Origin of the sequence: Streptomyces sp. NPDC018693 (assembly GCF_044391385.1) — a bacterium.
GTDB lineage: Bacteria > Actinomycetota > Actinomycetes > Streptomycetales > Streptomycetaceae > Streptomyces.
Window position 1 is genome coordinate 334,198 of the sequence record NZ_JBIRZZ010000007.1, and the last position, 24,664, is coordinate 358,861.

Sequence of the window (24,664 nt, forward strand, 5' to 3'; positions counted from 1 at the left end):
GGGTTTTCCTGGTCAGGCGGTCTCGCGGACGGCGCGGGCGACGATGCTCAGCCCTTCGTCCAGCTCCTCCGGGGTGACGGTGAGGGCGGGCAGCAGCTTGACGACCTCGCCCTGCGGGCCGGACGTCTCGATGAGCAGCCCCAGGTCGAAGGCGCGCCGCGCCACCTTCTCGGCGCGCGCCTTGTCGTGGAACTCCAGGCCCCACACCAGCCCGCGGCCCCGGTACTCCTTGACGTCGGAGAGGTTCTCCTCGCAGATCGCGATCAGCCCCTGCTCGACCTGCTCACCGCGCGCCCGGGTCTGCTTCTCCATGGCGGAGCCGTCGGTCCAGTACGCCTCCAGCGCGGCCGTCGCGGTGACGAACGCGGGGTTGTTGCCGCGGAAGGTGCCGTTGTGCTCGCCCGGCTCCCACAGGTCCAGCTCGGGCTTGAACAGGCACAGCGACATGGGCAGCCCGTAGCCGCTGATCGACTTGGACACGGTGACGATGTCGGGCACGATCCCGGCCTCCTCGAAGGAGAAGAAGGCACCGGTGCGCCCGCACCCCATCTGGATGTCGTCGACGATCAGCAGCATGTCGCGGCGCCGGCACAGCTCGGCGAGGCCGCGCAGCCACTCCGGGCGGGCGACGTTGATGCCGCCCTCGCCCTGCACGGTCTCGACGATGACCGCGGCCGGGTGGTTGAGCCCCGACCCCTGGTCCGCCAGCAGCCGCTCGAACCACAGGAAGTCCGGGACCTGCCCGTCGAGATAGTGGTCGAAGGGCATCGGGGTGCCGTGCACCAGCGGGATGCCGGCGCCGGCCCGCTTGAAGGCGTTTCCGGTGACGGCGAGGGAGCCGAGGGACATCCCGTGGAAGGCGTTGGTGAAGGAGACGATCGCCTCCCGGCCCTTCACCTTCCGGGCCAGCTTCAGCGCGGACTCCACGGCGTTGGTGCCGGTCGGCCCCGGGAACATCACCTTGTACGGCAGGTCGCGCGGGCGCAGCACCAGGTCCTGGAAGGTCTGCAGGAACGACCGTTTCGCGGTGGTCGACATGTCCAGGCCGTGGGTGACGCCGTCCCGCGACAGGTAGTCGATCAGCGCCCGCTTGAGCACGGGGTTGTTGTGGCCGTAGTTGAGCGAACCGGCACCGGCGAAGAAGTCCAGGTAGGCGTGTCCGTCCTCGTCGTACATCCGGCTGCCCTGGGCGCGGTCGAAGACGGCGGGCCAGCCGCGGCAGTAGCTGCGCACCTCGGACTCCAGGGTCTCGAAGACGCTCAGATCCGGCTGGGTGATGGTCACGACGAAATCGCTCCTCGATGCGACGAGTGGGACACGTGGGAGACGTGGGTCAACGGGCCGATGCGGTACAGGACTTCGGGGTCGTGCGGGCCGTCCGGGAACAGGCCGGCGCCGAACAGCACCTCTCGGGTGACCAGCGCGCCGTGCCGGTCGGCGAACGACGTGAACAGCCGCTCGGAGGCGGTGTTGCCGGGCGTGATGGTGGTCTCCACGGAGTCGATCCCGCGCTCCGCGGCGAGCCGTCCGACCAGCCCGTCGAGCAGGGCGCCCGCCAGCCCGTGGCCGCGGTGCGCGGCGTCGACGGCCACCTGCCAGACCAGCAGGGTGCGCGGCGCCTGCGGCCGCAGGAAGCCCGTGACGAAGCCGACCGGCCGCCCGCCGTCCGCGTCCGCGCGCGCCACCGCCGAGGTGTCGGCGAAGTCCCGGCACCACAGCAGATAGCTGTACGAGGAGTTCAGGTCGAGCTTTCCGGATTCCTTGGCAATACGCCAGATGTCGGCCCCGTCCGCCACCGACGGACGGTCGATGCGCAGGTCTGCTTGTGCGGCAGTCATGGGAATTCAACCTAGCGAGAGAAATTCTGAAATGCATGGCCGGAGAGACTTACGCACAGGGCCCGCCTGTGTTATCGCGCGGGCGAGTGCGAGCGCGCGGGACCGGATGGTTTGTCAGTATTTGTACCCGGCGAAAGCGAAAAAAAGGACGCGTTGTGGAACGCGTCACACGGTTGAAACCGTCATGAAATCTTAGTGTTTAGGGCCGGAGAGAGCGGGCAGACGAATACGGGAAGCTGCCCGCTCCCATAATTGTGGAATTAATTCCGTGAGGCATTCTCTGCCGCATGCAAAGCTGCCGGCGCATTCACGTCCAGCACCTTCTCCGCGAGGGCCACCGCCCAGCGCCGGCATCTCCAGTTGCGCCGGCGCGTGCAGCAGCGCCGTGCGGCCGCCGTCGATCCAGCGCTCCTTCCAGTCCAGCAGCGACAGGTACGGTCTGCGCCCCGATCACGCACAGATCCACGCCCCACGCGTCCGGCAGTGGAACGGCACCGCCAGATCGATCACCGTCGCACCGCACTCCCGCAGCCAGTCGCCGAAGGTCTGCCCGCAGGCGCCGGTGATCACGTTCAGCGCGGTCGTGCCCGGACCGGCGGTCGCGCGGCTTCGCCTCCTTCTTCCTGTCCTCCGCCGCCATGTCGGCGGGATTCTTAGGCGAGACGGCTTTGTAACCATCGGTTTAATTTGAGCGTCCCAAACTTCTCCTTATAATCGGAAGCCGCATAGCTCCCCCTAGGGAAGGTCCCCATGAACACGCTCCTCGGGCGCCGCGCCCGCACCCTGGCCGCCATCACCGCGACGGCCGGCCTGGTCCTCGTGGCCGGCTGCACGTCGAGCGACGACGGCGACAGCGGCTCCAAGACCGCCGCCGGCGGGGTCGAGCTGGTCAAGGCCGGCCGGCTGACCACCTGCACCCACCTGCCCTACCCGCCCTTCCAGTCGGAGATCGACGGCAAGGTGCAGGGCTTCGACGTGGCGCTGATCGACCTGGTCGCCGAGGACCTCGGCGTCAAGCAGGAGATCGTCGACACCCCGTTCGAGAACTTCAAGACCGGCGCGTTCCTCAACTCCGGCCAGTGCGACCTCGCCGCCGCCGGCATGACCATCACCGAGGAGCGCAAGAAGAACGTCGACTTCTCCGACCCGTACTTCGAGGCCACCCAGGCCGTCCTCGCCGACAAGAAGAGCGGCATCTCCTCCCTCGCCGACCTCAAGGGCAAGAAGGTCGGCGCCCAGGCGCAGACCACCGGCGAGGACTACGCCAAGAGCCAGGGCCTCAACCCGGTCTCCTTCGAGTCCTCCGACGCCGTCCTCAACGGTCTGCGCACCGGCCAGGTCCAGGCCGTCGTCATCGACTACCCGGTCGTCCAGGGCTGGCTGAAGAACCAGGCCAACGCCGACGCCTTCCAGATCGCCGAGCAGATCAACACCGGCGAGCAGTACGGCTTCACGGTCAAGAAGGGCAACACCAAGCTCCGCGAGGCCATCAACAAGGCCCTCGCCGACGCCAAGGCCGACGGCACGTACAAGAAGCTCTACGAGCAGTGGATCGGCCCATACGTCGCTTCTGCGACAACAGGTGAGTCCGCGGCGTCCCCGTCCGCCTCATGACGCAGACCGACGTCACACTCCAGCCGAAGAAGAAGGGCCTGACCCGGCGCCAGAAGCGCCGGGTCTCCCGTGGCGTCCAGTACGTCGTCTTCGTCGCCGGCATCGTCGCCTTCGCGCTGCTCGCCGACTGGGACCGGCTGCAGAACCAGTTCGCGCAGAAGGACATCGCGCGGCAGATGTTCCCGGACGTCATCACGCTGGCGCTGAAGAACACCGTCCTCTACACGGTGACCGGCTTCGCCGTCGGACTCGCCCTCGGCATGGTCATCGCGCTGATGCGACTGTCGTCCGTCGGCCCCTACCGTTGGCTCGCCGGCATCTACATCGAGATCTTCCGCGGCCTGCCCGCCCTGCTGATCTTCATCTTCATCGGCGTCGCCGTCCCGCTGGCCTTCCCCGGCACGGAGATCATCGGCGGCACCTACGGCAAGGTCGCACTCGCCCTCGGCCTGGTGGCCGCCGCCTACATGGCCGAGACGATCCGCGCGGGCATCCAGGCGGTCCCCAAGGGCCAGATGGAAGCGGCCCGTTCCCTGGGCTTCTCACCCGCCCGCGCGATGGTCTCCATCATCATCCCGCAGGCGTTCCGCATCATCCTCCCGCCGCTCACCAACGAACTCGTCCTGCTCTTCAAGGACTCCTCGCTGGTGCTCTTCCTCGGCGTCACCCTGGAAGAACGCGAACTGTCCAAGTACGGCCGCGACCTGGCCAGTACGACCGCCAACTCCACGCCCATCCTCGTCGCCGGCCTGTGCTACCTGCTGATCACGATCCCGCTCGGCTTCGTCGTGCGCCGCATGGAGGCCAAGGCCCAGGAGGCCGTGAAATGACCCGTCAGGAGACGACCCGACCGGAGATCCAGGTCAAGGACCTGCACAAGTCCTTCGGCGACAACCAGGTCCTGCGCGGCATCGACCTCGACATCCACCAGGGCGACGTCGTCTGCGTCATCGGCCCCTCAGGCTCCGGCAAGTCCACGCTCCTGCGCTGCGTGAACCTCCTGGAGGAACCCACCGGCGGCCAGGTCTTCGTCGGCGGCACCGAACTCACCGACCCCGACGTCGACATCGACGCCGTACGCCGCCGTATCGGCATGGTCTTCCAGCAGTTCAACCTCTTCCCGCACCTGACGGTGACCGAGAACCTCACCCTCCCGCAGCGCCGGGTCCTGAAGAGGGACAAGGCGACTGCGGCGAAGGTCGCCGCCGAGAACCTGGCGCGCGTCGGCCTCGCCGAGAAGGCGGACGCCTACCCCTCCTCCCTCTCCGGCGGCCAGCAGCAGCGCGTCGCCATCGCCCGCGCGCTGGCGATGGGCCCCGAGGTCATGCTCTTCGACGAGCCGACCTCGGCACTCGACCCGGAGCTGGTCGGGGACGTGCTCGCGGTCATGCGCATGCTCGCCGACGAAGGCATGACCATGATGGTCGTCACCCACGAGATGACCTTCGCCCGCGAGGTCGCCGACCGCGTCGTCTTCATGGACGGCGGCGTGATCGTCGAGGACGGCACCCCCGCCCAGGTCATCGGCGCCCCCCGCCACGAACGCACCCGCCACTTCCTCTCCCGCCTCCTCGACCCCGCGATGGCCGAGGTCGAGGAGGAGACCTCCGACCAGGTCGGCGGACCGGCTGACTAAGGTTCGCACCATGAGCGAACGCGCGGTGCTGCACGTGAAGGGCCGGATCCTGGCCGGACCCGACGACATCCGGGACGACCTGTGGATCGTCGACGGCCGGATCTCCTACGACCGTCCCGCCGGCGCACGCGACATACGGACCGTCGCCGGCTGGGCCCTGCCCGGCCTGGTCGACGCCCACTGCCACGTCGGCCTCGGCCCGCACGGCCCGGTCGACGCCGGCACGGCGGAGAAGCAGGCGCTGACCGACCGCGACGCGGGCGCCCTGCTGCTGCGCGACGCGGGCTCCCCGTCCGACACCCGCTGGGTCGACGACCGCGCCGACCTGCCGAAGATCATCCGGGCCGGGCGGCACATCGCCCGCACCCGCCGCTACATCCGCGGCTACGCCCACGAGATCGAACCGGATGACCTCGTCGCCTACGTCGCCCAGGAGGCCCGGCGCGGCGACGGCTGGGTCAAACTGGTCGGCGACTGGATCGACCGCGACCTCGGCGACCTGGCCCCCTCCTGGCCCCGCGAAGCCGTCGAGGCGGCCATCGCGGAGGCCCACCGCCAGGGCGCCCGCGTCACCGCCCACTGCTTCTCCGAGGACTCCCTCCAGGACCTGGTGGAGTCCGGCATCGACTGCGTCGAACACGCCACCGGCCTCACCGAGGACCTCATCCCGCTGTTCGCCGCACGCGGCGTCGCCATCGTCCCCACCCTGGTCAACATCGCCACCTTCCCGCAGCTCGCCAAGGGCGGCGAGAGCAAGTTCCCCCGCTGGTCGGCCCATATGCGACGGCTCCACGAACGCCGCTACGACACCGTCCGCGCCGCCTACGACGCCGGCATCCCGGTGTTCGTCGGCACCGACGCGGGCGGCACCCTGCCCCACGGCCTGGTCGCCGCCGAGGTCGCCGAACTCGTCACCGCGGGCCTCCCGCCCCTCGACGCCCTCGCCGCCACCACCTGGTCGGCCCGCACCTGGCTCGGCCGACCCGGCCTGGACGAGGGCGCGCCGGCCGACCTCGTGGTGTACGAGTCCGACCCGCGCGCCGACGTACGCGTGCTGGCGGCGCCGCGCCGGGTGGTCGTGAACGGGCGGGTCGTCGCGTAGACGCGCGCCTACGGCCCTGCGCTCAGCGGGAAGCCAGGGCCATGGCCTGGTCCAGGGCCTGGAGGAAGCGGTTCACCGTGGAGCGGTCACGCACCGCCAGGCGCAGCCACTCCCCGTCCAGCCCGGGGAACGTGTCGCCACGCCGCACCGCGAAGCCCAGGGTGCGCAGGTGTCGTCGTACAGCCGCCGCACGAGGCAGCCGCACCAGCACGAAGGGACCCTCGGCCGGACCCACCACCCGCACCCCGTCCCCGGCGAACTCCTCCAGCCCGGCGACGAGATGTGCCCGGTCGGCGGCGATCCGGTGGGCCGCGTGCGCGGCCTCGGCCAACGCCACCGACGACACGCACGCCTCCGCCGCCGCCAACGCCGGAGTGGACACCGGCCACAGCGGCTGCGCCCGCTCCAGCTCGGCGATCGTCTCCGGCGCGGACAACACGTACCCGATGCGCAGCCCGGCCAGCCCCCACGTCTTCGTCAGGCTGCGCAGCACCACAAGGCCGGGCACATCCGTCCGCCCGGCCAGCGCCTCCCGCTCACCCGGCACCGCGTCCATGAACGCCTCGTCGACCACCAACACCCGCCCGGGGCGGGCCAGTCGGGCGATCGACTCCGCGGGGTGCAGCACCGACGTCGGGTTCGTGGGGTTGCCGATCACCACCAGGTCGGCCTCCTCGGGGACGGCCGCCGGATCCAGCCGGAACCCGTCCGCCTCCCGCAGCAGCACCCGGTCCACACTGTGCCCGGCGTCCCGCAACGCCGCCTCCGGCTCGGTGAACTGCGGATGCACCACCACCGGCCGACGCACCTTCAGCGCCCGCGCCAGCAGCACGAATGCCTCCGCCGCCCCCGCCGTCAGCAGCACCCGCTCCACCGGCAGCCCGTGCCGCGCCGCGACCGCCGCCCGCGCCGCCCGCCCGTCCGGATAGGCCGCCAGCCCCGCGAGCGAGGCCGCGATCCGCTCCCGCAGCCACGCGGGCGGCGTGTCCGCCCGCACGTTCACGGCGAGATCGACGAGCGCCGAACCGTCGTCACGGACCTCGGCGTCACCGTGATGCCGCAGATCGTGGCCCGGCCCCTCCTCAGTGGGCATGCGCGTGCCCGTGCCCGTGATGGTGATGCCCGTGGTGGTGGCCGTCGTCGTCCGGGTGGAAGTGCGGCTGCTGAGGCATCCCCACCTTGTCCTCGAACCCCGGCAGCGCGATCCGGTACACGCACGAGTCGCAGTTCATCCGCAGATCACCCTTGACGGCCTCGCGGTACCGCTCCATCACCAGATCCAGCAGCTCCGGCTCCGGCCCGATCACCTCCGCCGACCGCACCTCGACCTCCGGACGCCCGGCCGCCCACTCCTCGGTCTGCTGCCGCACCCGGTCCGGCAGAATCCCGGTGAACAGGAAGTACGGCAGCACGACGATCCGCCCGGCACCCAGCCGGGCACACCGGTCCAGCCCGCTCGGCACGTCCGGCGCCGCCAGCGACACGAACGCCGTCTCCACGCCCGCGTACCCACGCCCCTCCCACAGCAGCCGCGCCGCCTTGTGCACCTCGGCGTTGGCGTCCGGGTCGGTGGAGCCGCGCCCCACCAGCAGCACGGTCACCTCGTCCCGCGCCCAGTCGCCGAGCACCTCGTCCAGCCGCCGCTCCAGCACGCTCAGCAGCGCCGGATGCGGGCCCAGCGGACGCCCGTACGCGTACGAGATCCCCGGGTGCCGCTCCTTCTCCCGGGCCAGCGCCGCCGGGATGTCCCCCTTGGCGTGCCCGGCGGACACCAGCATCAGCGGAACGGCCGCGAACCGTCGTACCCCCCGCTCCACCAGCTCGGTCACGGCCTCGCCCAGCGGAGGCGGGGACAGCTCGATGAAGCCGCCCGCGACGGGCAGTTCGGGATGGCGGCGCCCGAGCTCGCGTACGAAGTCGCGGAACGCCTCGGCTCCGGCGTCGTCCCGGGTGCCGTGGCCGGCGATGAGCAGGGCGGGCGGGGTGGTCACTGGTTCTCCTCGGCGGAAATCGGGTGGTACAGCAGGGCGTTGAGCGCGGCGGCGGCGACCGCCGACCCGCCCTTCTCGGACACGTTGCTCACGGCGGGCAGCCCGCTCTCCCGCAACGCGGCCTTCGACTCGGCCGCCCCGACGAAACCGACGGGCAGACCGATGACGAGCGCGGGGGAGGCGTCCAGGGTCAGCAGCTCCTCCAGGGCGGTCGGCGCACAGCCGATCACCCACAGGGCGCCGGGCCCCACCTCCTCGTACGCCAGCCGGATCGCATGGGCCGACCGCGTCAGCCCCGGCCCCGACCTGGCGTCCTTCAACCGGCAGACGGTGCGACGGCGGGTGATGCCCGCCGCGACCATCTCCACGTCCACGACGACGGGCGCCCCGGCGTGCAGCGCCGCATGCGCCGCCACCAACTCGCCCTCGTCCATGACGAGATCGTCCGCGTACTCCAGATCGGCCGCGGAGTGGATGACCCGCTCCACCACCGCCCGGGTCAGCGGCGCGAAGTGCGAGGTGTCCAGCCGGGCCCGCAACCGCCGGAAGGACTCCTGCTCGATGGGGTGGACGACGCGGTTCAATTCGGTTCCTCCTGCCAGCGGTAGCCGCGGGGCGTCACCATGCGCCCCGCGATGATCCGGGTCGCCGTGTTGCCCACCGTCACGACCGTCATCATGTCGACCGTCGCCGGGTCGAGCGCCCCCAGCGTCGTCACCCGGCTGGACTCGTCCGGCCGTGAGGCGTTGCGTACGACACCGACGGGCGTCGTCGGCTCCCGGTGCTCGGCGAGGATGCCGAGCGCCTTGGGCAGCTGCCAGTCGCGGCCCCGGCTGCGCGGATTGTAGAAGGTGACCACGATGTCCGCCTCGGCCGCCGCCCGCACCCGCCGCTCGATGACCTCCCACGGCGTGTGCAGGTCGGAGAGGCTGATGGACACATGGTCGTGCCCGAGCGGCGCCCCGAGGATCGCCCCGGCGGCCAGCGCGGCCGTCACCCCGGGCACCCCGACCACGTCGATGTCGTCGGACGTCTCCGCGAGCGCGGGCGACGCCATCGCGTACACCCCCGCGTCCCCGCTCCCGATCAACGCCACGGCCTGCCCCTCACGGGCCTGTGCCACCGCCGTCCGGGCCCGCTCCTCCTCGGCCCCCAGCCCCGACTCCAGGATCCGGGTGCCCGGCCGCAGCAGATCACGGATCTGGTCGACGTACTGATCGAGCCCGACCAGCACGGACGCGCGCCGCAGCTCCGCCCTGGCCCGCGGGGTGAGCAGATCCCGCGCCCCCGGCCCGAGCCCCACCACCGCGAGCCGCCCGCGCCCCGGCCGCCGTACGACCGCACAGGTCGCCATCGCGGGCCGGGCCCCCGACTTCCGCTTCGGTACGAGCAGTTCACCCCCGCCGATCAGCGCGGCGGCCTCGGCGACGGACGGCGTACCCACGGCCGCGAGCGGAGCGTCGGAGGGGTTGGGCACCTGGACCCCCGCCAACTCGTCGGCGGAGTACGTCACCAGGGGCACCCCGAGCCGTTCCGCCGCCTCCACGATCCCCGGCTCCCCGGCCTTCGCGTCCACGGTCGCGACCTCGGCGACGCTACGACGCGACAGCCCCGCCTCCTCCAACGCTCCCTCGATCAGCCCGAGCACCTCGTCGACGGGGGCCCCCTTGGACGCGCCGACGCCGACCACGAGGGAGGGCGGGCGCAACAGCACCTCACCGTCGCCGGGTTCGAGCACCCGATCGGTCACCCGGACAACCGGGCCGCCCGGCTGTGCCCGGCGCTCCACATTCGACGGCAGAGCAGGCAACGGCCACTGAACATCAAGCTCCAGCGAAACGCTCTCCCCGTCCAGCACCGCCCGGGAAACCCCCGCGACATCCCCCTCCACCGGCAACCCCAGCGTGTCCAGCCCCGGCACCCCCACCGCGTCCGTAGCCGTCGTCACCACCGGCAAGGCCCCCAGCACCTCACCCACCTCCCCGGCGAGTTCATTGGCCCCACCCCCGTGCCCACCGACCAGCGACACGGCGAACCGCCCGCCCTCGTCGACACACACCACACCCGGGTCGGACGCCTTGTCCCCCAACAGCGGGGCGACGAGCCGCACCACGGCCCCCGTGGCCAGGAAACACACGAGCTGCTCGCACTCCGCGAACGCCCGCCGCACCGCGTCACCCACGGGCCCGTCGTACACCCGCGTACGCTCCGGCCAGGCCGCGGCCAGCCGGTCGCGTGCCGCCGCCCCCGCCGAGGTGGCGGAAATGAGGCCGATCACTGGGCAACTCCTTCGTCACAGAGAGGGGTTCTGACACCCCACAGCAGAAAAACGGGATTGGTCGCCGCGAGCCGGGTCACCTCACCCGGCAGCGGCGCCAGCCGCGACGACTGCAGCAGCACGCCCTCGCAGGCGAACCCGGCGTCGACGAGCGCGGCCCGCGCCGCCGGTACCCGGTCCAGCGCGGCCATGGCCACGACCACGGTCCGCCGGGCCCGCCGCGCGCACGCCCCGACGATGTCCGCCAGCTCACGCCCGCCGCCCCCGACGAACACGGCGTCGGGATCGTCGAGCCCGCCGAGCACCTCCGGCGCCGTGCCGTGCACGACGTGCACATCGACGCCGTGCGCACCGGCGTTGGCGCGGATCCGCGCCACCCCGTCGGCGGCCTTCTCCACCGCCGACACGGCGGCACCCAGCCGCGCGCACTCCACCGCCACCGAGCCGGACCCGGAACCGATGTCCCACACCAGTTCGCCCGGCCGGGGCCCGAGCCGCGCCAGCGCCAGCGCCCGCACCTCGAACTTGGTGATCATCGAGTCACGGTGGGCGAAAGCGCCTTCGTCCAGGGCCCACCCGGCGGGGGGCAGCTCCGGCCCCGCGACCGTCCGTACGGGCCCGGGACCCGTCGCCCGCCGCTCGTCGAGGCACAGGACGACACTGACCGCCGTACCCCAGTCCCGGGCGGCCGCCTCGGCGGGCGTCACCCGCTCCACCCGCTCGTGGGCCGGATCGCCCAGCGCGCAGGCCACGACGAGGACACGGTCGTAGCCCACCAGCGCCGCCCCCAGCTCGGCCGGCCCCGCGCCGGGCCCGGTGAGCACGGCGACCTTCGGGTACGCCCGGCAGAGGTTCACCGCCGTGCGGGGCTCCCGCCCGTGCGCGCTCACCACCACCGCGTCGTCCCAGGTCAGCCCGAGCCGCGCGAACGCGGTGGCCACGGAGGAGACCCCGGGCCGCACATCGAGCCGCTCCGCCCCGCACCGCTCGGCCAGCGCCCGCACGATCCCGAAGAACCCGGGGTCGCCCGACGCCAGCACCACCACCCGCCGGTCCTTGCCGTCGTACTCCTCGACGGTGTCGAGGGCGGGCGCCAGCGGCCCGAGCACGATCCGCTCGGCCGACTCAGGCAGCCGCGACCGTACGGCGTCCAGATGCCGCCGCCCGCCGACGACCAGCTCGGCCCCGGCCAGCACCTCTGCCGGGACCGGCGCACCCGTCCCCGTACCCACCACGGTGATCATGTACTGGCACCCCGCGCGCGCAGGGCCCTGCGGGCCTCCGGGTCCGCCTTGCGGTAGCCGTGGAAGTGGCCCGGGTGGTACAGGTGCGAGCGGGTGCCGTGCGCGTCCAGGGCCGGGCCCACCAGGAAGAGCGTGTGCTTCCAGAGCTTGTGCTCCTTCACCGTCTCCTCCAGCGTGCCGATCGTGCACCGCACGACCAGCTCCTCCGGCCAGGTCGCCTGATACGCCACCACGACCGCGGTGTCCGTCGGATAGCCGCCCTCCAGCAGCTCCCGCACCAGCTGCCCGCTGCGCGCCGCCGACAGGAAGATCGCCATCGTCGTGCCGTGCCGGGCGAACTCCCGCACCTCCTCACCGGGCGGCATCGGCGTCTTGCCGCCACCGAGCCGGGTCAGCACGACGGACTGCGCCACCTCGGGGATCGTCAGCTCCCGCTGCGCCAGCGCGGCCACCGCCGAGAAGGAGGAGACGCCCGGTACGACCTCCGTCTCGATGCCGATCGCCCGGCAGCGGTCGAGCTGCTCCTGCGTACCGCCCCACAGGGCGGGATCCCCGGAGTGGATACGGGCGACCCGCAGCCCCTCCCGCACCGCACGCTCGTACACGGCGACGACGTCCTCCAGGGACATGGCCGCCGAGTCGAGGATCTCCGCCCCCTCACGCGCGTGCTCCAGAACCTCCGCCTGGACCAGGCTCGCGGCCCAGATCACGACATCGGCCTCGGCGATCGCGCGCGCGGCACGGAACGTCAGCAGATCGGCGGCGCCGGGGCCGGCACCGACGAAGGTCACCTTGCCGGTGGAGGCATCGGCCATGGGTTCGGGTCCTCTCATACGGAACTTCAGCTTCGACTTCACGGGGTCCGGATATGCACGCAGCGGGTCTGATCGGATACGAAGAGCACATGGCGGTCTTCGTCGCGCTCGGCGCGGTCCTCATGACGCTGGCCGGCGGCTGGACGGCACAACGCGTGACCGACCGCCGCCACCTGGTGCTGGGCCTGGCCGGCGGCCTGATGCTCGGAGTGGTCGGCCTGGACCTGCTGCCCGAGGCCCTGGAGTCGGCCGACGACGAGATCTTCGGCGTACCGGCCGCGCTGCTGCTGTTCGTCACCGGCTTCCTGCTCGCCCATCTGGTGGAACGGCTCCTCGCCCACCTCCCCCACTCTCGACTTCGCTCGAGCGGGGCGACACCCATGGCCGCCCACGGCGCGGAGGAACACAACGGCCGGACGCCCCAGGTCGGCCTCACGGCCGCCGCCGCGATGGTCGCCCACAGCGCCATGGACGGCGTGGCGATCGGCGCGGCCTTCCAGGTGGACGAGGGCATGGGCGTGGCCGTCGCGCTCGCGGTCATCGCGCACGACTTCGCCGACGGCTTCAACACGTACACGGTCACGGCCCTGTACGGAAACGCCCGCCGCCGCGCCCTGACCATGCTGTTCGCCGACGCGGCCGCCCCGGTCGCCGGCGCGGCCTCGACCGCCTTCGTCACCATCCCGGAGCCCCTGCTCGGCGGCTACCTCGGCCTGTTCGGCGGCGCACTGCTGTATCTGGCGGCGGCCGAGATCCTGCCCGAGGCCCATCGTGCGCACCCGGCCCGCTCGACGCTGCTGTGCACGGTCGCCGGGGCGGCGTTCATCTGGCTGGTGGTGGGCCTGGCGGTGTGACGGCGACGCCGCCGACGCGGACGCCGTCACAGCTTGCCGCCCCGGCCGCCGTCGCGCCGCGCGGGCGCGATGAGCGTCGACAGGTAGGGGAGCGGCTCGGCACCGAGTTCGGCCGCGGGCCGGATGGACTCCTCCTCCAGCCCGAGCGCCGACCCCCACACCGCGTCACCGATCCGCCCGGTCTCCCGCAGCGCCTCGGCGACCTCGGCGGCCTGCCGCCCGAACTTGTAGGCGACGACCGTCCCCGGGCCGGCCAGCGCGTCCTTCAGCACGGCGGCCCCCGCGGTCACCGGCACCAGCGTCAGCGGCTCGGTGCCCTCGGTCAGCACCGCCCCCGACCGTGCCGCGAGATCCTGCATGGCGGTGATCCCCGGCACCGTCTCCACGACCGTCCCGGGCACCAGCTCACCGATGGTCTGCGCGAGATAGGTGAACGTCGAGTACACGTTCGGATCCCCGATCGTCGCGAAGGCCACGCACCCCCGGTCCCTCAGCAACTCGGCGACCCGCTCACCGGCCGCGTCCCAGGCCGCCTCCCGCCGCGCCCGATCGGTCCGCTCGTTCAACGCGAACACGACCCGTACGACCTTCTCCCCGGGCACGTAGTGCAGCACCGTCGCCTCGGCCCGTCCCCGCTCCCCGGTGTCCATCACCGGCACGACGACGACATCCGCGGCCCGCAGCGCGTTGACACCCTTGACGGTCACCAGCTCCGGATCCCCGGGCCCCACCCCGACCCCGATCAACCTGCTGCTGCTCATGACGTCCGGCACCTCTCCACGAACCGACGGGCCACACCGGGCGCGGACGCCCAGTGCGTGTGCAGATAACTCGCGTGCACACCTCGCTGTACAAAACCTTCGACCCGCCGCACCGGCGACCGCACACCCCAGGCGGGCGCCACACCGGCCCCGGGCTCGACCACCGTCCGGTGGAACTCATGCCCCCGCATCCGCGTCCCCGCGACCGCCAGCGCACTGTCACTCACGGCCACCGCGTCCCGATACCCGAGCGTCAGCCGCTCACTCATCCGGGCGGTGGCGTCGAGCACCCCGCACATGGGCCTGCCGTCCAGCTCCTTGCACAGATACAGCAGCCCCGCACACTCGGCCGCCACCGGCGCCCCGCTCAACGCCAGCTCGGCGACAGCCTTGCGCAACGGCTCGTTGGCGGACAGCTCACCGGCGTACACCTCCGGAAACCCACCCCCGATGACCAACCCACCCGTCCCCTCCGGCAGCTGCTCATCCCGCAACGGATCAAACGTCACGACCTCCGCCCCAGCGGCGGCCAGCAGCTCAGCATGCTCGGCATAGGAAAAGGTGAACGCGGCCCCACCAGCAACAGCAACTCTCACCCTGCCCGACGGCTGACCTCCCGGCCTGTCCGGCGCTTGACCTCCAAGCCCGCCCGACGGTTGACCTCCCGGCCTGTCCGGCGTTTGACTTCCAAGCCCGCCCGACGGTTGACCTCCCAGCCCGTCCGGCGTTTGAGGACGAGGCCCGTTCAGGGCCGAAGCGGGGGTCCAGGGGGCGGCAGCCCCCTGGTGGGGTCGAAGGGGCGAAGCCCCTGGAGACGGGACGGGTAGGGGCGGCGGGGGCGAGGACACCAAGACCTCAGCCGCATCCCAAGCCGCCCCCGACAACACCCCCGCACTCCGCCCCAACGCCAGCAACGCATCCAGATCACACCCCTCGGCAACCTGCCGGCCCATCGCCGCAACAGCCTCCACCGCGGCAGCCCCCCGCTCCGCCACCGGCACCAGCCCCAGATGCCGAGACGGCGTATCCACCTGCGCCACCCGCCGCAACACCCCGAACACCGGCACCCCGACGGAGTCCAACGCCTCCCGCAACAACTCCTCATGCCGCTCCGACCCGACCTTGTTCAGGATCACCCCCCCGACCCGCACCTCCGGATCCCACGACACGAACCCGTGCACCAGCGCCGCCACCGACCGCGACTGCGCCGACGCGTCCACCACCAGCACCACCGGCGCCCGCAACAACTTCGCCACCTGCGCGGTCGACGCCAGCTCCCCCTCCCCGGCGGCACCGTCGAACAACCCCATGACACCCTCGACCACCGCGACATCGCACCCGCGCGCCCCATGCGCGAACAGCGGCCCCACCAACTCCGGCCCACACAGGTACGCGTCGAGGTTGCGCCCCACCCGCCCGCACGCGAGCGCGTGATACCCGGGGTCGATGTAGTCCGGCCCCACCTTGTGCGGAGACACGGCAAGCCCCCGCGCGGCGAACGCGGCCATCAACCCCGTGGCAACGGTGGTCTTGCCGCTGCCGGACGCCGGCGCGGCAATGACCAGCCGTGGGACGGACGACATCACCACTCGATGCCCCTCTGCCCCTTCTGCCCGACGTCCATCGGGTGCTTCACCTTCGACATGTCGGTGACGAGATCCGCGAACCCGACCAGCTTCTCCGGCGCGTTCCGCCCCGTGATCACGACATGCTGGGTTCCAGGACGCCCCCGCAGCACCTCGATCACCTCATCGGTGTCGACCCACCCCCAGTGCATCGGATACGCGAACTCGTCCAGCACGTACAACCGGTACGTCTCGTTGGCCAGATCCCGCTTGACCTGCTCCCAGCCCTCCCGGGCCTTCTCCTCGTTGCTGAAGTTGTCCCCCTGAAGATCGCGCTGCACCCACGACCAGCCCTCACCCATCTTGTGCCAGTCGACGGACCCACCCTCACCGGAGTCCCCGAGCACCCGCAGCGCCCGCTCCTCGCCCACCTTCCACTTCGCCGACTTCACGAACTGGAACACCCCGATCGGCCACCCCTGGTTCCAGGCCCGCAACGCCAGCCCGAAGGCCGCCGTCGACTTGCCCTTGCCGATCCCCGTGTGCACGACGACCAGCGGCCTGTTCCGCCGCTGACGTGTCGTCAGCCCGTCGTCCGGTACGACACTCGGCTGTCCCTGCGGCATTACGCGGCCCTCCTCTGTACGTCCTTCACGAGCCCGGCGATGCTGTCCGCCCGCAGCTCGTCCAGCGCCACGGCGGTCCCGCCCAGCTCGCCCGCCAACTGACCGGCGAGCCCCAGCCGCACCGGCCCCGACTCACAGTCCACGACCACCGAGGCGACCCCCTCGGCCGCGAACAGCCGAGCCGCACGCCCGGCGAGCGCGACCGGCTCCGGCCCGCCCGTGGCCCGCCCATCGGTCACCACCACGACCAGCGCCCGCCGCGCCGGATCCCTGAGCCGCTCCACCCGCAGCACGTCATGCGCCTTGAGCAGCCCGGCGGCGAGCGGAGTCCGTCCACCGGTCGGCAGCGACTCCAGCCGAGCCGCCGCCGCGTCCACGGACGAGGTCGGCGGCAACGCCACATCGGCGGCCGACCCCCGGAAGGTCACCAGCCCCACCTTGTCCCGCCGCTGATACGCGTCGAGCAGCAACGACAGCACAGCACCCTTCACGGCACTCATCCGCTGCCGGGCCGCCATCGACCCAGAGGCGTCGACAACGAACAGGACGAGATTCCCCTCACGCCCCTCCCGAGTGGCCTGCCGCAGATCATCCCGCCGGACCACCAGCCCCGGCCCGGACCGCCCCCGCGCCCGCTGATGCGGCGCGGCCGCCTGCACGGTGGCAGCCAAGTGCAGCTTGGTCAGAGCACCCTGCGGCCGCCGGGCCCCGATCGTCCGCCCCTGCTCGGCCCGCGCCCGCGAACGCCGCCCGGCGGCTCCCTCACCGATCCCCGGCACACTCAGCACCTTCGTCCGAAACGGCTCGGAAGCCCGCACGGCGGACTGCTCACCGGCCCCGGACGCCTGAGGCTCGCCCGCCTCCCCGGCCTCGGGCCGCGCGGCGGTGTCACCACCCCCCTGCGGAGCCCCGTCGTCCGGGGCCGGCTGCCCACCGCCGCCGCCCGGCCCATCGGGATCCGGGTCGTCCTCGGGGGACTCGCCGGAGAACTCCTCCAGCGTCTGGTCCAGCTTGTCCTCGTCAAGGCCCGGCGCATCAAAGGGATTGCGTCGCCGCCGGTGCGGCAGCGCCAGCAGCGCCGCCTGCCGCACATCCTCGGCCAGCACATCCGTCCGCCCGGCCCAGGCAGCCAACGCGGTGGCGGTCCGAGCCATCACGATGTCGGCCCGCATCCCATCCACCTCGAATGCCGCACAGGTCGCCGCGATCTGCCGCAGTGCCCCATCGCCGAGCCGCACGGACGGCAACAACTCCCGCGCCGCCACGATCCGCTGCCGCACGGCGACTTCCTCGTCCGCCCACCGGGCAGCGAACCCGGCGGGATCGTCGTCGTAGGCGAGCCGCCGCCGCACGACCTCGACGCGCTGCTCCGGCTCCCGGGAGGCGGCCACCTCGACGGTCAGCCCGAACCGGTCGAGCAACTGCGGCCGCAGCTCGCCTTCCTCGGGATTCATGGTCCCGACGAGCAGGAACTTCGAGGCATGCCGTACGGAGACGCCTTCGCGCTCCACGTACGAGGCGCCCATCGCGGCAGCGTCCAACAGGAGGTCGACCAGATGGTCGTGCAACAGGTTGACCTCGTCGACGTACAGGATGCCGCGATGCGCCTCCGCCAAGAGACCTGGCTCGAACGCTTTCACACCCTCGGAGAGCGCCCGCTCGATGTCGAGCGCCCCGACGAGCCGGTCCTCGGAGGCCCCGACGGGGAGCTCGACCATCCGGGAGGGACGCTCGACACCGCTGCCACTCTCGTGCGGCCCGTCCGGGCATCCCGGGTCGGGTGAGGCGGGGGCACAGGAGAAACGGCACCCGGCGACGACCTCGATCTCCGGAACGAGCGCGGCCAGTGCTCTGACCGCGGTCGACTTCGCGGTGCCCTTCTCGCCGCGTACGAGCACGCCGCCCACCTGCGGTGACACGGCGTTGAGCAGCAGGGCGAGCCGCAGGTCGTCTTGGCCGACGATGGCAGTGAAGGGATAAGGCGTGCTCACGCGATGATCACTCCTTCGGGTGAGTCATGAGGAGGCGGCTCGCATTCCCGCCGCAGGCCGGTCAAGGTGAAGGCATGGTCCCCGCTGACGCGGGGGTGGTCCGGCCGCACAGGTCGCGGCGATCTGTCGGAGCGCGTCGTCCCCGCCGACGCGGGGGTTTCCAGGGAGATCACGCGTCTCCCTCCAGATCTCCCTCAAGTTCGAGGTAGGTCGCTCGGAGCCGCTCCAGGGTCTCCTGGTCCGGCTCCGCCCACAGGCCGCGGTCCGCCGCTTCCAGCAGCCGCTCGGTGATGCCCCTCAGGGCCCACGGGTTGGACTTCTTCATGAAGTCCCGGTTCTCGGGGTCGAAGACGTACTCGGCGCTGAGCTTCTCGTACATCCAGTCGTCGACCACGCCCGCCGTCGCGTCGTACCCGAACAGGTAGTCCACGGTCGCCGCCATCTCGAAGGCGCCCTTGTAGCCGTGCCGCCGCATGGCCGCCATCCAGCGCGGGTTGACCACCCGCGCCCGGAACACCCGGTGCGTCTCCTCGCCGAGGGTCCTGGTCCTCACCTGGTCCGGAGTCGCCGAATCACCCACGTACGCCTCGGGGTTGGCCCCCGTCAGATGCCGCACCATCGCGACCATGCCGCCGTGGTACTGGAAGTAGTCGTCGGCGTCGACCAGGTCGTGCTCACGCGTGTCGACGTTCTTCGCCGCCACCGCGATCCGCCTGAACGCCGTCTCCATGTCCCCCCGGGCCGCCCGCCCATCGAGCCCCCGCCCGTACGCGTAACCACCCCACACGGCGTACACCTCGGCGAGGTCCGCGTCGCTCCGCCAGTTCCGCGCGTCGATCAGCGGCAGCAACCCGGCGCCGTAGGCCCCCGGCTTCGACCCGAAGATCCGAGCCGTGGCCCGCCGCCGGTCACCGTGCTCGGCCGCGTCCTCCTCCACATGCGCCCGCACGAAGTTGGACTCGTCCGGCTCCGCCAGCTCCGCCACCGTCCGCACCGCGTCGTCGATCAGCCCGACCACATGCGGGAACGCGTCCCGGAAAAACCCGGAGATACGCACCGTGACGTCGATGCGGGGTCGCCCCAGCTCCTCCAGCGGGATCACCTCGAACCCGGTCACCCGGCGCGACGCGTCGTCCCACACCGGCCGGCACCCCAGCAGCGCCAGGATCTCGGCGATGTCGTCACCCTGCGTCCGCATGGCCGACGTACCCCACACCGTGAGCCCGACGGACTTCGGGTACTCGCCCGTGTCCTGCAGATAGCGCGCCACCAGCGAATCCGCCAGCGACTGGCCGACCTCCCAGCTCAGCCGCGACGGAATCGCCTTGGGGTCGACGGAGTAGAAGTTCCGGCCGGTCGGCAGCACGTTGACCAGCCCGCGCGTGGGCGAACCCGACGGTCCGGCCGGGACGTAACCGCCGTCCAGCGCCCGCAGGATGTGCCCGATCTCATCGCTGGTACGCGCCAGCCGAGGCACGACCTCCGAGCAGGCGAACTCCAACACCGCGACGGCGTCCGGCAGTTCGGCCCCGAGTACGTCCCGCACGAGCGGCGCCGCCTCGGCCACCGCCCACCCGCGTTCCTCCATCCCCTCCGCGATCCGCCGGCACAGCTGCTCCAGCAGGTCGATCGCGTCGGCACCCGTACGGGCCGGACCCTCCACCAGGTCCGTCAACTCCACCGGCACCTTCACCGGAGCCCCCGGCTCGGCCAGCAACTCCTTCTCCACCAGCCCGAAGTGCGCCGCCAGGCAGGCCCGCAGCCCCGGCAGCGCGTTCGCCTGCCCGCCCCACACCTGCGAGGCCCGCAGCACGGCCAGGACCAGATTCACGCGCGGCTCACCGACCGGCCCGCCACCCAGGACATGGAGCCCGTCCCGGATCTGCACGTCCTTGATCTCGCACAGATAGCCGTCGATGTGCATGACGAACTCGTCGAAGTCGTCGTCGTCCGGCTGCTCGTCGACATGCAGGTCGTGGTGCAGCTCGGCCGCCTTCACCAGCGTCCAGATCTGCGCCCGCACCGCCGGCGCCTTCACCGGATCCAGGTCGCTCACCAGCGCGTACTCGTCCAGCAGCTGCTCCAGCTTCGCCAGATCCCCGTACGTGTCGGCCCGCGCCATCGGCGGCACCAGATGGTCGACCACCGTCGCGTGCCCGCGCCGCTTGGCCTGGGTGCCCTCGCCGGGGTCGTTGACGATGAACGGGTAGATCAGCGGCAGCTCGCCCAGCACCGCGTCCGGCGCGCACCCGCGCGACAGACCCAGCCCCTTGCCCGGCAGCCACTCCATGGTGCCGTGCTTGCCCATGTGGACGACGGCGTCCGCGCCGAAGGAATTCTCCAGCCACCGGTACGCGGCCATGTAGTGGTGCGACGGCGGCATGTCCGGGTCGTGGTAGATCGCGATCGGGTTCTCCCCGAAGCCGCGCGGCGGCTGGATCATCACGACCACGTTCCCGAACCGCAGCGACGCCAGCACGATGTCGTCGCCGTCGACGTACAGCGACCCCGGCGGCTCACCCCACGCCTCCAGCATGGCCTCCCGCAGCTCCGGGTCCAGCTCGTCGAACCACGCCCGGTAGTCGGCGAGCGGCACCCGCGCGGGCGCGGCGGCCAACTGCTCCTCGGTCAGCCACTCCACGTCGTGCCCGCCGGCCTCGATGAGCCGGTGGATCAACTCGTCCCCGCCCGACGGGTATGCGGTGACGCCGTACCCCGCGTCGCGCAGGGCGTCCAGCACCCGCACCGCCGACGCGGGCGTGTCGAGCCCGACCGCGTTGCCGACCCGTGAGTGCTTGGTGGGGTAGGCGGTGAAGACGAGAGCGATCCGCTTCTCCGCGTTCGGCTTGTGCCTCAACTGCGCGTGCCGTACGGCGATCCCGGCCACCCGCGCCGCCCGCTCAGGGTCGGCCACGTACACCGGCACCTCGTCCGGCCCCTGCTCCTTGAAGGAGAACGGGACCGTGATCAGCCGCCCGTCGAACTCGGGGATCGCGACCTGCATGGCCGCGTCCATCGGGGACAGCGCGGCATCCGACTCCTCCCACGCCGCCCGCGACGACGTCAGGCAAAGCCCTTGCAGCACGGGGATGTCGAGCTTGGCCAGCGCCCCGATGTCCCAGGCTTCCTCGTCACCGCCCGCCGACGCCTGCGAGGCATGCGTACCGCCGGCCGCGAGCACGGTGGCGACCAGCGCGTCGGCCCGGCCGAGGATCTCGTACAGCGCGGCGTCGGCGCCGCGCAGCGAACCGCAGTAGACGGGCAGGGCGTTGGCGCCCCGCGCCTCGATCGCGTCGCACAGCGTGTCGACGAAGGCGGTGTTGCCGCTCAGCTCGTGCGCCCGGTAGAAGAGCACGCCGACGGTGGGCCGCCCCTCGACGTGCGCCCGCTCCCCGTGCACGCCGTACTCGGGCATCTTGCGCGGCTCGTCGAACCCCTCGCCGGTCAGCAGCACGGTGTCGGACAGGAACCGCGCCAGCTCCGTCAGGTTCGCCGGCCCGCCCTCCACGAGGTACTTCAGCGCCTCCGCGACGACACCGGCCGGCACCGTCGACTCGGCCATCAGCTCGGCGTCCGGCACGGCCTCGCCGCCCAGCAGCACGGTCGGGATCCCGGCCGCCCGCAGCGCGGCGAGCCCGTCCTCCCAGGCGCGCTTGCCGCCCAGCAGTCGTACGACGGCGATGTCGGCGCCCTGGATCAGCTCCGGGAGCTCCTGCGCGACATCCACCCGGGTCGGGTTGCCGATGCGGTAGGAGGCACCGGTGGCGGCCCGGGCCGCCAGCAGATCGGTGTCGGCGGTCGACAACAACAACACTGTGCTCATGCGGGCGCTCCCGGTGGATTGAAAGGCAGTCCTTGCGGCGCGCCCGACTCGATGAGCCGCCAGAGCGCGTCCGTGTCCGCGTGCTGTTCGATCAGGTCGCCGAGCCGGTCGAGCTGCTCCTCGCGCAGCGCGGCGAAGGAGGTGTCCGGCGCCGGTACGAAGCGGCGGCCCGCGGCGGCCGCGACCTCCCGCAGGAAGGCCCGCCGGAAGCCGTCCGACTCCAGCGAGCCGTGCCAGTGCGTGCCCCAGGTCTGGCCGACCCGGCAGCCGTCCAAGAACGGATCGCCGCCCTGCACTTCAGCGACCCCGTGGTGGATCTCGTACCCCTCGACGCGCTCCCCGAGCGCCTCGCCCACCGGCCGGGTGAGGGTCTTCTCGCGGGCGAACCGCACCCGTACGGGCAGCAGTCCGAGCCCGTCGACCTGCCCGCGGCGGCTCTCCACGTCGTCCTCGATGTGCTCGCCGAGGATCTGGAACCCGCCGCAGACACCGAGGACGGGCCGCCCCTCGGCGGCGCGCCGCGCGACGGCCTCGGCGAGCCCCCGCTCCCGCAGCCACTCCAGGGCCCGGACCGTGCCCCGCGTCCCCGGGATCACCACCAGGTCCGCGTCGGCAAGCTCCTCGGGCCGGTCCACGAACCGCACCACGACGCCCGGTTCGGCGGCGAGGGCGTCCACGTCCGTGAAGTTGGACATCAGCGGGACCGCGCAGACGGCGACCCGCAGCACGTCCTCGCCGACGGGCGGGGCGACGGCCGACTCCCGCACGGTGCCGCGCAGGGACACCCGCAGTCCGTCCTCCTCGTCGATGCCGAGCCCGTGCCGGAAGGGCAGTACGCCGTACGTACGCCGCCCGGTGAGCCCGTGCAGCATGTCCAGGCCAGGCTCCAGCAGGGAGACGTCCCCGCGGAACTTGTTGACCAGGAACCCGGCGACCAGCTCCTGGTCCTCCCGCGACAGCAGCGCCACGGTCCCGAAGAAGGAGGCGAACACGCCGCCCCGGTCGATGTCACCCACCACCAGCACGGGCAGCCGGGCGTTGCGCGCGATGCCCATGTTGACGATGTCGGTCCGCCGCAGATTGATCTCGGCGGGACTGCCCGCCCCCTCACAGATCACCGCGTCATACGTGCCCCGCAACTCGGCGAGGCACTCCAGCACGGTCCCGAGCAGCTTCTGCTGCCGCCCGCCGTGATACCCGCGCGCACTCAGCTCACCGACCGGCTTGCCGAGCAGCACGACCTGACTGCTCTGCTCGCCGCCCGGCTTGAGCAGCACCGGGTTCATCAGCGCGGTCGGCTCGACCCGGCACGCCTGCGCCTGCATGGCCTGCGCCCGCCCGATCTCGGCACCCTCCCGGGTGACGTACGAGTTCAGCGACATGTTCTGCGCCTTGAACGGCGCGACCTTGACCCCCTGCCGCACCAGCCACCGACAGATCCCGGCGGTGACGACACTCTTCCCGGCGTCGGAGGTGGTCCCGGCGACCAGAAGCCCGCCGCCGCTCATACGCCCCGCCCCGTCCGCTGCGTCGACCGCTGTGGGCAGTCGTTCCGCAGGGCGAGGGGGGTACCTCCCGGGCGCCTTGCGGCGCACGCCCGCAGCACCGCCCCAGCCGCACTCACCCCCAACGCCGACCACCCGACCCGCCGAGACAGCCGAACAGCCCTGCCGATGTCCCCGACTTCCACCGCACGCCCCTCCCCATTCAGCACAGGCCGATGCTCGATCCGCCCGCCATACGACAAGGTCCCCCCGAGCCGTACCCCGAGCGCGCCCGCGAACGCCGCCTCGACGGGCCCCGCGTTGGGGCTCGGATGCTTCCCCGCATCCGCCCGCCAAGCCCGCACGGCCCCGCGCGGATCCCCTCCGGCCAGTACCGCGAGCACGGCGGTGACCCGCGCCCCCGGCCAGCCGGCGACATCGTCCAGCCGCGCCGACGCCCACCCGAACCGCCGATACCGATCGGACTTGTGACCGACCATCGCATCAAGGGTGTTGACAGCCCGAAACCCGACGAGCCCCGGCACCCCGGCCACGGCCCCCCAGACCAGCGCCCCCACCACCGCGTCGGACGTGTTCTCGGCGACGGACTCGACAACGGCCCGGGCGATCCCGTCCGCGTCCAGCGCCTGCGGATCCCGTCCGCACAGATGCGGCAGCCGGGCCCGCGCGGCCTCCACATCGCCCGCCTCCAGGGCCCGCCCGATGGTTCGGGCCTCGCGGCTGAGCGAGGTCCCGCCGACGACGGCCCAGGTGGCGGCGCCGGTCAGCGCGACGGAGGCGGCGGGGGAGTTCCGTACGGCACGGGACGCGAGCGCGCCGAGCGCCACGGCGCCACCGGCGCACACGGCGGCGTGCAGCGCGCCCCACCCGCGGTGGTCGCGCCACAGCACCCGTTCCACGGCTCCGGCGGCCCGCCCGAACGCGGCGACCGGATGCCCCCGGCGCGGATCGCCGAGGAGGAGGTCACCGAGGAGGCCGGCGGCGGCGCCGTACGCGAAGACGCGATCGGCCCGCATCGGCT

General features: G+C 72.2%; 19 protein-coding genes and 2 pseudogenes. 5 read left to right on the forward strand and 16 right to left on the reverse strand.

Annotation, left to right across the window (positions count from 1 at the left end; genetic code table 11):
- Positions 1–12: 12 nt before the first annotated feature.
- From ectB to ACH5AC_RS21030, 3 genes and pseudogenes are all read right to left on the reverse strand, one after another.
- The gene (ectB, locus tag ACH5AC_RS21020) at positions 13–1,284 is read right to left on the reverse strand and encodes a diaminobutyrate--2-oxoglutarate transaminase (RefSeq protein ID WP_398863468.1); all 1,272 of its coding nucleotides are present in this window, start codon (positions 1,282–1,284) and stop codon (positions 13–15) included.
- Positions 1,281–1,838 (reverse strand): diaminobutyrate acetyltransferase, encoded by a 558-nt coding sequence (gene ectA / locus ACH5AC_RS21025; protein WP_398863469.1) that lies wholly within the window; start codon positions 1,836–1,838, stop codon positions 1,281–1,283. The genes ectB and ectA overlap by 4 nt, the downstream gene beginning before the upstream one ends.
- Before the next feature lie 342 nt (positions 1,839–2,180).
- Positions 2,181–2,444 (reverse strand): annotated as a pseudogene (locus tag ACH5AC_RS21030) (hypothetical protein); the annotation flags it as partial.
- A 144-nt stretch (positions 2,445–2,588) separates the two neighbouring features.
- Between ACH5AC_RS21030 and ACH5AC_RS21035 the strand changes: the two are divergent.
- The 4 genes from ACH5AC_RS21035 to ACH5AC_RS21050 are packed head-to-tail and all read left to right on the forward strand — an operon-like array spanning position 2,589 to position 6,190.
- Positions 2,589–3,452: a basic amino acid ABC transporter substrate-binding protein gene (locus tag ACH5AC_RS21035; protein WP_398863471.1), complete on the forward strand. Its 864-nt coding sequence runs from the start codon at positions 2,589–2,591 to the stop codon at positions 3,450–3,452.
- Positions 3,449–4,282, forward strand: coding sequence for an amino acid ABC transporter permease (locus ACH5AC_RS21040; RefSeq protein WP_398863473.1), 834 nt, complete (start codon positions 3,449–3,451; stop codon positions 4,280–4,282). Before ACH5AC_RS21035 ends, ACH5AC_RS21040 begins: the two co-directional genes overlap by 4 nt.
- A complete protein-coding gene (locus ACH5AC_RS21045) occupies positions 4,279–5,088 on the forward strand; it encodes an amino acid ABC transporter ATP-binding protein (RefSeq protein WP_398863474.1) in 810 nt (269 codons plus the stop codon). The genes ACH5AC_RS21040 and ACH5AC_RS21045 overlap by 4 nt, the downstream gene beginning before the upstream one ends.
- A gap of 10 nt (positions 5,089–5,098) precedes the next feature.
- On the forward strand, positions 5,099–6,190 hold the full coding sequence (locus tag ACH5AC_RS21050; RefSeq protein ID WP_398863475.1) for an amidohydrolase family protein: 1,092 nt from the start codon (positions 5,099–5,101) through the stop codon (positions 6,188–6,190).
- Positions 6,191–6,212: 22 nt separating this feature from the next.
- On the opposite strand, the gene cobC is transcribed toward ACH5AC_RS21050, so the two are convergent.
- The 6 genes from cobC to cobM are packed head-to-tail and all read right to left on the reverse strand — an operon-like array spanning position 6,213 to position 12,518.
- Positions 6,213–7,283, reverse strand: a complete 1,071-nt coding sequence (gene cobC / locus ACH5AC_RS21055; protein ID WP_398863476.1) for an Rv2231c family pyridoxal phosphate-dependent protein CobC — start codon at positions 7,281–7,283, stop codon at positions 6,213–6,215.
- Complete coding sequence (locus tag ACH5AC_RS21060) at positions 7,273–8,181, reverse strand: sirohydrochlorin chelatase (protein WP_398863477.1); 909 nt, start codon at positions 8,179–8,181, stop codon at positions 7,273–7,275. The genes cobC and ACH5AC_RS21060 overlap by 11 nt, the downstream gene beginning before the upstream one ends.
- Positions 8,178–8,765 (reverse strand): precorrin-8X methylmutase, encoded by a 588-nt coding sequence (locus ACH5AC_RS21065; protein WP_398863478.1) that lies wholly within the window; start codon positions 8,763–8,765, stop codon positions 8,178–8,180. Before ACH5AC_RS21065 ends, ACH5AC_RS21060 begins: the two co-directional genes overlap by 4 nt.
- Positions 8,762–10,459, reverse strand: coding sequence for a precorrin-3B C(17)-methyltransferase (cobJ, locus tag ACH5AC_RS21070; RefSeq protein ID WP_398863479.1), 1,698 nt, complete (start codon positions 10,457–10,459; stop codon positions 8,762–8,764). The genes ACH5AC_RS21065 and cobJ overlap by 4 nt, the downstream gene beginning before the upstream one ends.
- Entirely contained in the window at positions 10,456–11,703 is a 1,248-nt protein-coding gene (gene cbiE, locus ACH5AC_RS21075; RefSeq protein WP_398863480.1) for a precorrin-6y C5,15-methyltransferase (decarboxylating) subunit CbiE, read from the reverse strand. Before cbiE ends, cobJ begins: the two co-directional genes overlap by 4 nt.
- Positions 11,700–12,518, reverse strand: coding sequence for a precorrin-4 C(11)-methyltransferase (gene cobM / locus ACH5AC_RS21080; protein WP_398863481.1), 819 nt, complete (start codon positions 12,516–12,518; stop codon positions 11,700–11,702). Before cobM ends, cbiE begins: the two co-directional genes overlap by 4 nt.
- Before the next feature lie 89 nt (positions 12,519–12,607).
- Here cobM and ACH5AC_RS21085 point away from each other — a divergent pair, with 89 nt between their 5' ends.
- On the forward strand, positions 12,608–13,372 hold the full coding sequence (locus ACH5AC_RS21085) for a ZIP family metal transporter (RefSeq protein ID WP_398863482.1): 765 nt from the start codon (positions 12,608–12,610) through the stop codon (positions 13,370–13,372).
- A gap of 26 nt (positions 13,373–13,398) precedes the next feature.
- Here ACH5AC_RS21085 and cobI read toward each other — a convergent pair whose 3' ends face one another.
- From cobI to ACH5AC_RS21120, 7 genes and pseudogenes are all read right to left on the reverse strand, one after another.
- Positions 13,399–14,145 (reverse strand): precorrin-2 C(20)-methyltransferase, encoded by a 747-nt coding sequence (cobI, locus tag ACH5AC_RS21090; RefSeq protein WP_398863483.1) that lies wholly within the window; start codon positions 14,143–14,145, stop codon positions 13,399–13,401.
- A pseudogene (locus ACH5AC_RS21095) lies at positions 14,130–15,713 on the reverse strand (cobyrinate a,c-diamide synthase); the annotation flags it as partial. The pseudogene ACH5AC_RS21095 and the gene cobI, both read right to left, overlap by 16 nt.
- Positions 15,714–15,715: 2 nt before the next feature.
- On the reverse strand, positions 15,716–16,324 hold the full coding sequence (gene cobO, locus ACH5AC_RS21100) for a cob(I)yrinic acid a,c-diamide adenosyltransferase (protein WP_398863484.1): 609 nt from the start codon (positions 16,322–16,324) through the stop codon (positions 15,716–15,718).
- Positions 16,324–18,315: a putative cobaltochelatase gene (locus tag ACH5AC_RS21105; protein WP_398863485.1), complete on the reverse strand. Its 1,992-nt coding sequence runs from the start codon at positions 18,313–18,315 to the stop codon at positions 16,324–16,326. The genes cobO and ACH5AC_RS21105 overlap by 1 nt, the downstream gene beginning before the upstream one ends.
- 169 nt (positions 18,316–18,484) lie before the next feature.
- On the reverse strand, positions 18,485–22,138 hold the full coding sequence (cobN, locus tag ACH5AC_RS21110) for a cobaltochelatase subunit CobN (RefSeq protein ID WP_398863487.1): 3,654 nt from the start codon (positions 22,136–22,138) through the stop codon (positions 18,485–18,487).
- Positions 22,135–23,646 carry a cobyric acid synthase gene (locus ACH5AC_RS21115; RefSeq protein WP_398863488.1) on the reverse strand — a complete coding sequence of 504 codons (1,512 nt, stop codon included), beginning with the start codon at positions 23,644–23,646 and terminating at the stop codon, positions 22,135–22,137. The genes cobN and ACH5AC_RS21115 overlap by 4 nt, the downstream gene beginning before the upstream one ends.
- The gene (locus ACH5AC_RS21120) at positions 23,643–24,659 is read right to left on the reverse strand and encodes a cobalamin biosynthesis protein (protein ID WP_398863489.1); all 1,017 of its coding nucleotides are present in this window, start codon (positions 24,657–24,659) and stop codon (positions 23,643–23,645) included. Before ACH5AC_RS21120 ends, ACH5AC_RS21115 begins: the two co-directional genes overlap by 4 nt.
- Positions 24,660–24,664 lie beyond the last annotated feature (5 nt).

Excerpts from the sequence above, each read along its gene's own strand:
- ACH5AC_RS21085 (WP_398863482.1), top strand. The coding sequence starts at position 12,608 with ATGGCGGTCTTCGTCGCGCTCGGCGCGGTCCTCATGACGCTGGCCGGC.
- cobM (WP_398863481.1), bottom strand. The coding sequence starts at position 12,518 with ATGGCCGATGCCTCCACCGGCAAGGTGACCTTCGTCGGTGCCGGCCCC.
- cobN (WP_398863487.1), bottom strand. The coding sequence starts at position 22,138 with ATGAGCACAGTGTTGTTGTTGTCGACCGCCGACACCGATCTGCTGGCG.
- ACH5AC_RS21035 (WP_398863471.1), top strand. The coding sequence starts at position 2,589 with ATGAACACGCTCCTCGGGCGCCGCGCCCGCACCCTGGCCGCCATCACC.
- cbiE (WP_398863480.1), bottom strand. The coding sequence starts at position 11,703 with ATGATCACCGTGGTGGGTACGGGGACGGGTGCGCCGGTCCCGGCAGAG.
- cobC (WP_398863476.1), bottom strand. The coding sequence starts at position 7,283 with ATGCCCACTGAGGAGGGGCCGGGCCACGATCTGCGGCATCACGGTGAC.
- ACH5AC_RS21045 (WP_398863474.1), top strand. The coding sequence starts at position 4,279 with ATGACCCGTCAGGAGACGACCCGACCGGAGATCCAGGTCAAGGACCTG.
- ACH5AC_RS21040 (WP_398863473.1), top strand. The coding sequence starts at position 3,449 with ATGACGCAGACCGACGTCACACTCCAGCCGAAGAAGAAGGGCCTGACC.
- ACH5AC_RS21115 (WP_398863488.1), bottom strand. The coding sequence starts at position 23,646 with ATGAGCGGCGGCGGGCTTCTGGTCGCCGGGACCACCTCCGACGCCGGG.
- cobO (WP_398863484.1), bottom strand. The coding sequence starts at position 16,324 with ATGCCGCAGGGACAGCCGAGTGTCGTACCGGACGACGGGCTGACGACA.
- ACH5AC_RS21050 (WP_398863475.1), top strand. The coding sequence starts at position 5,099 with ATGAGCGAACGCGCGGTGCTGCACGTGAAGGGCCGGATCCTGGCCGGA.
- ACH5AC_RS21120 (WP_398863489.1), bottom strand. The coding sequence starts at position 24,659 with ATGCGGGCCGATCGCGTCTTCGCGTACGGCGCCGCCGCCGGCCTCCTC.
- ectA (WP_398863469.1), bottom strand. The coding sequence starts at position 1,838 with ATGACTGCCGCACAAGCAGACCTGCGCATCGACCGTCCGTCGGTGGCG.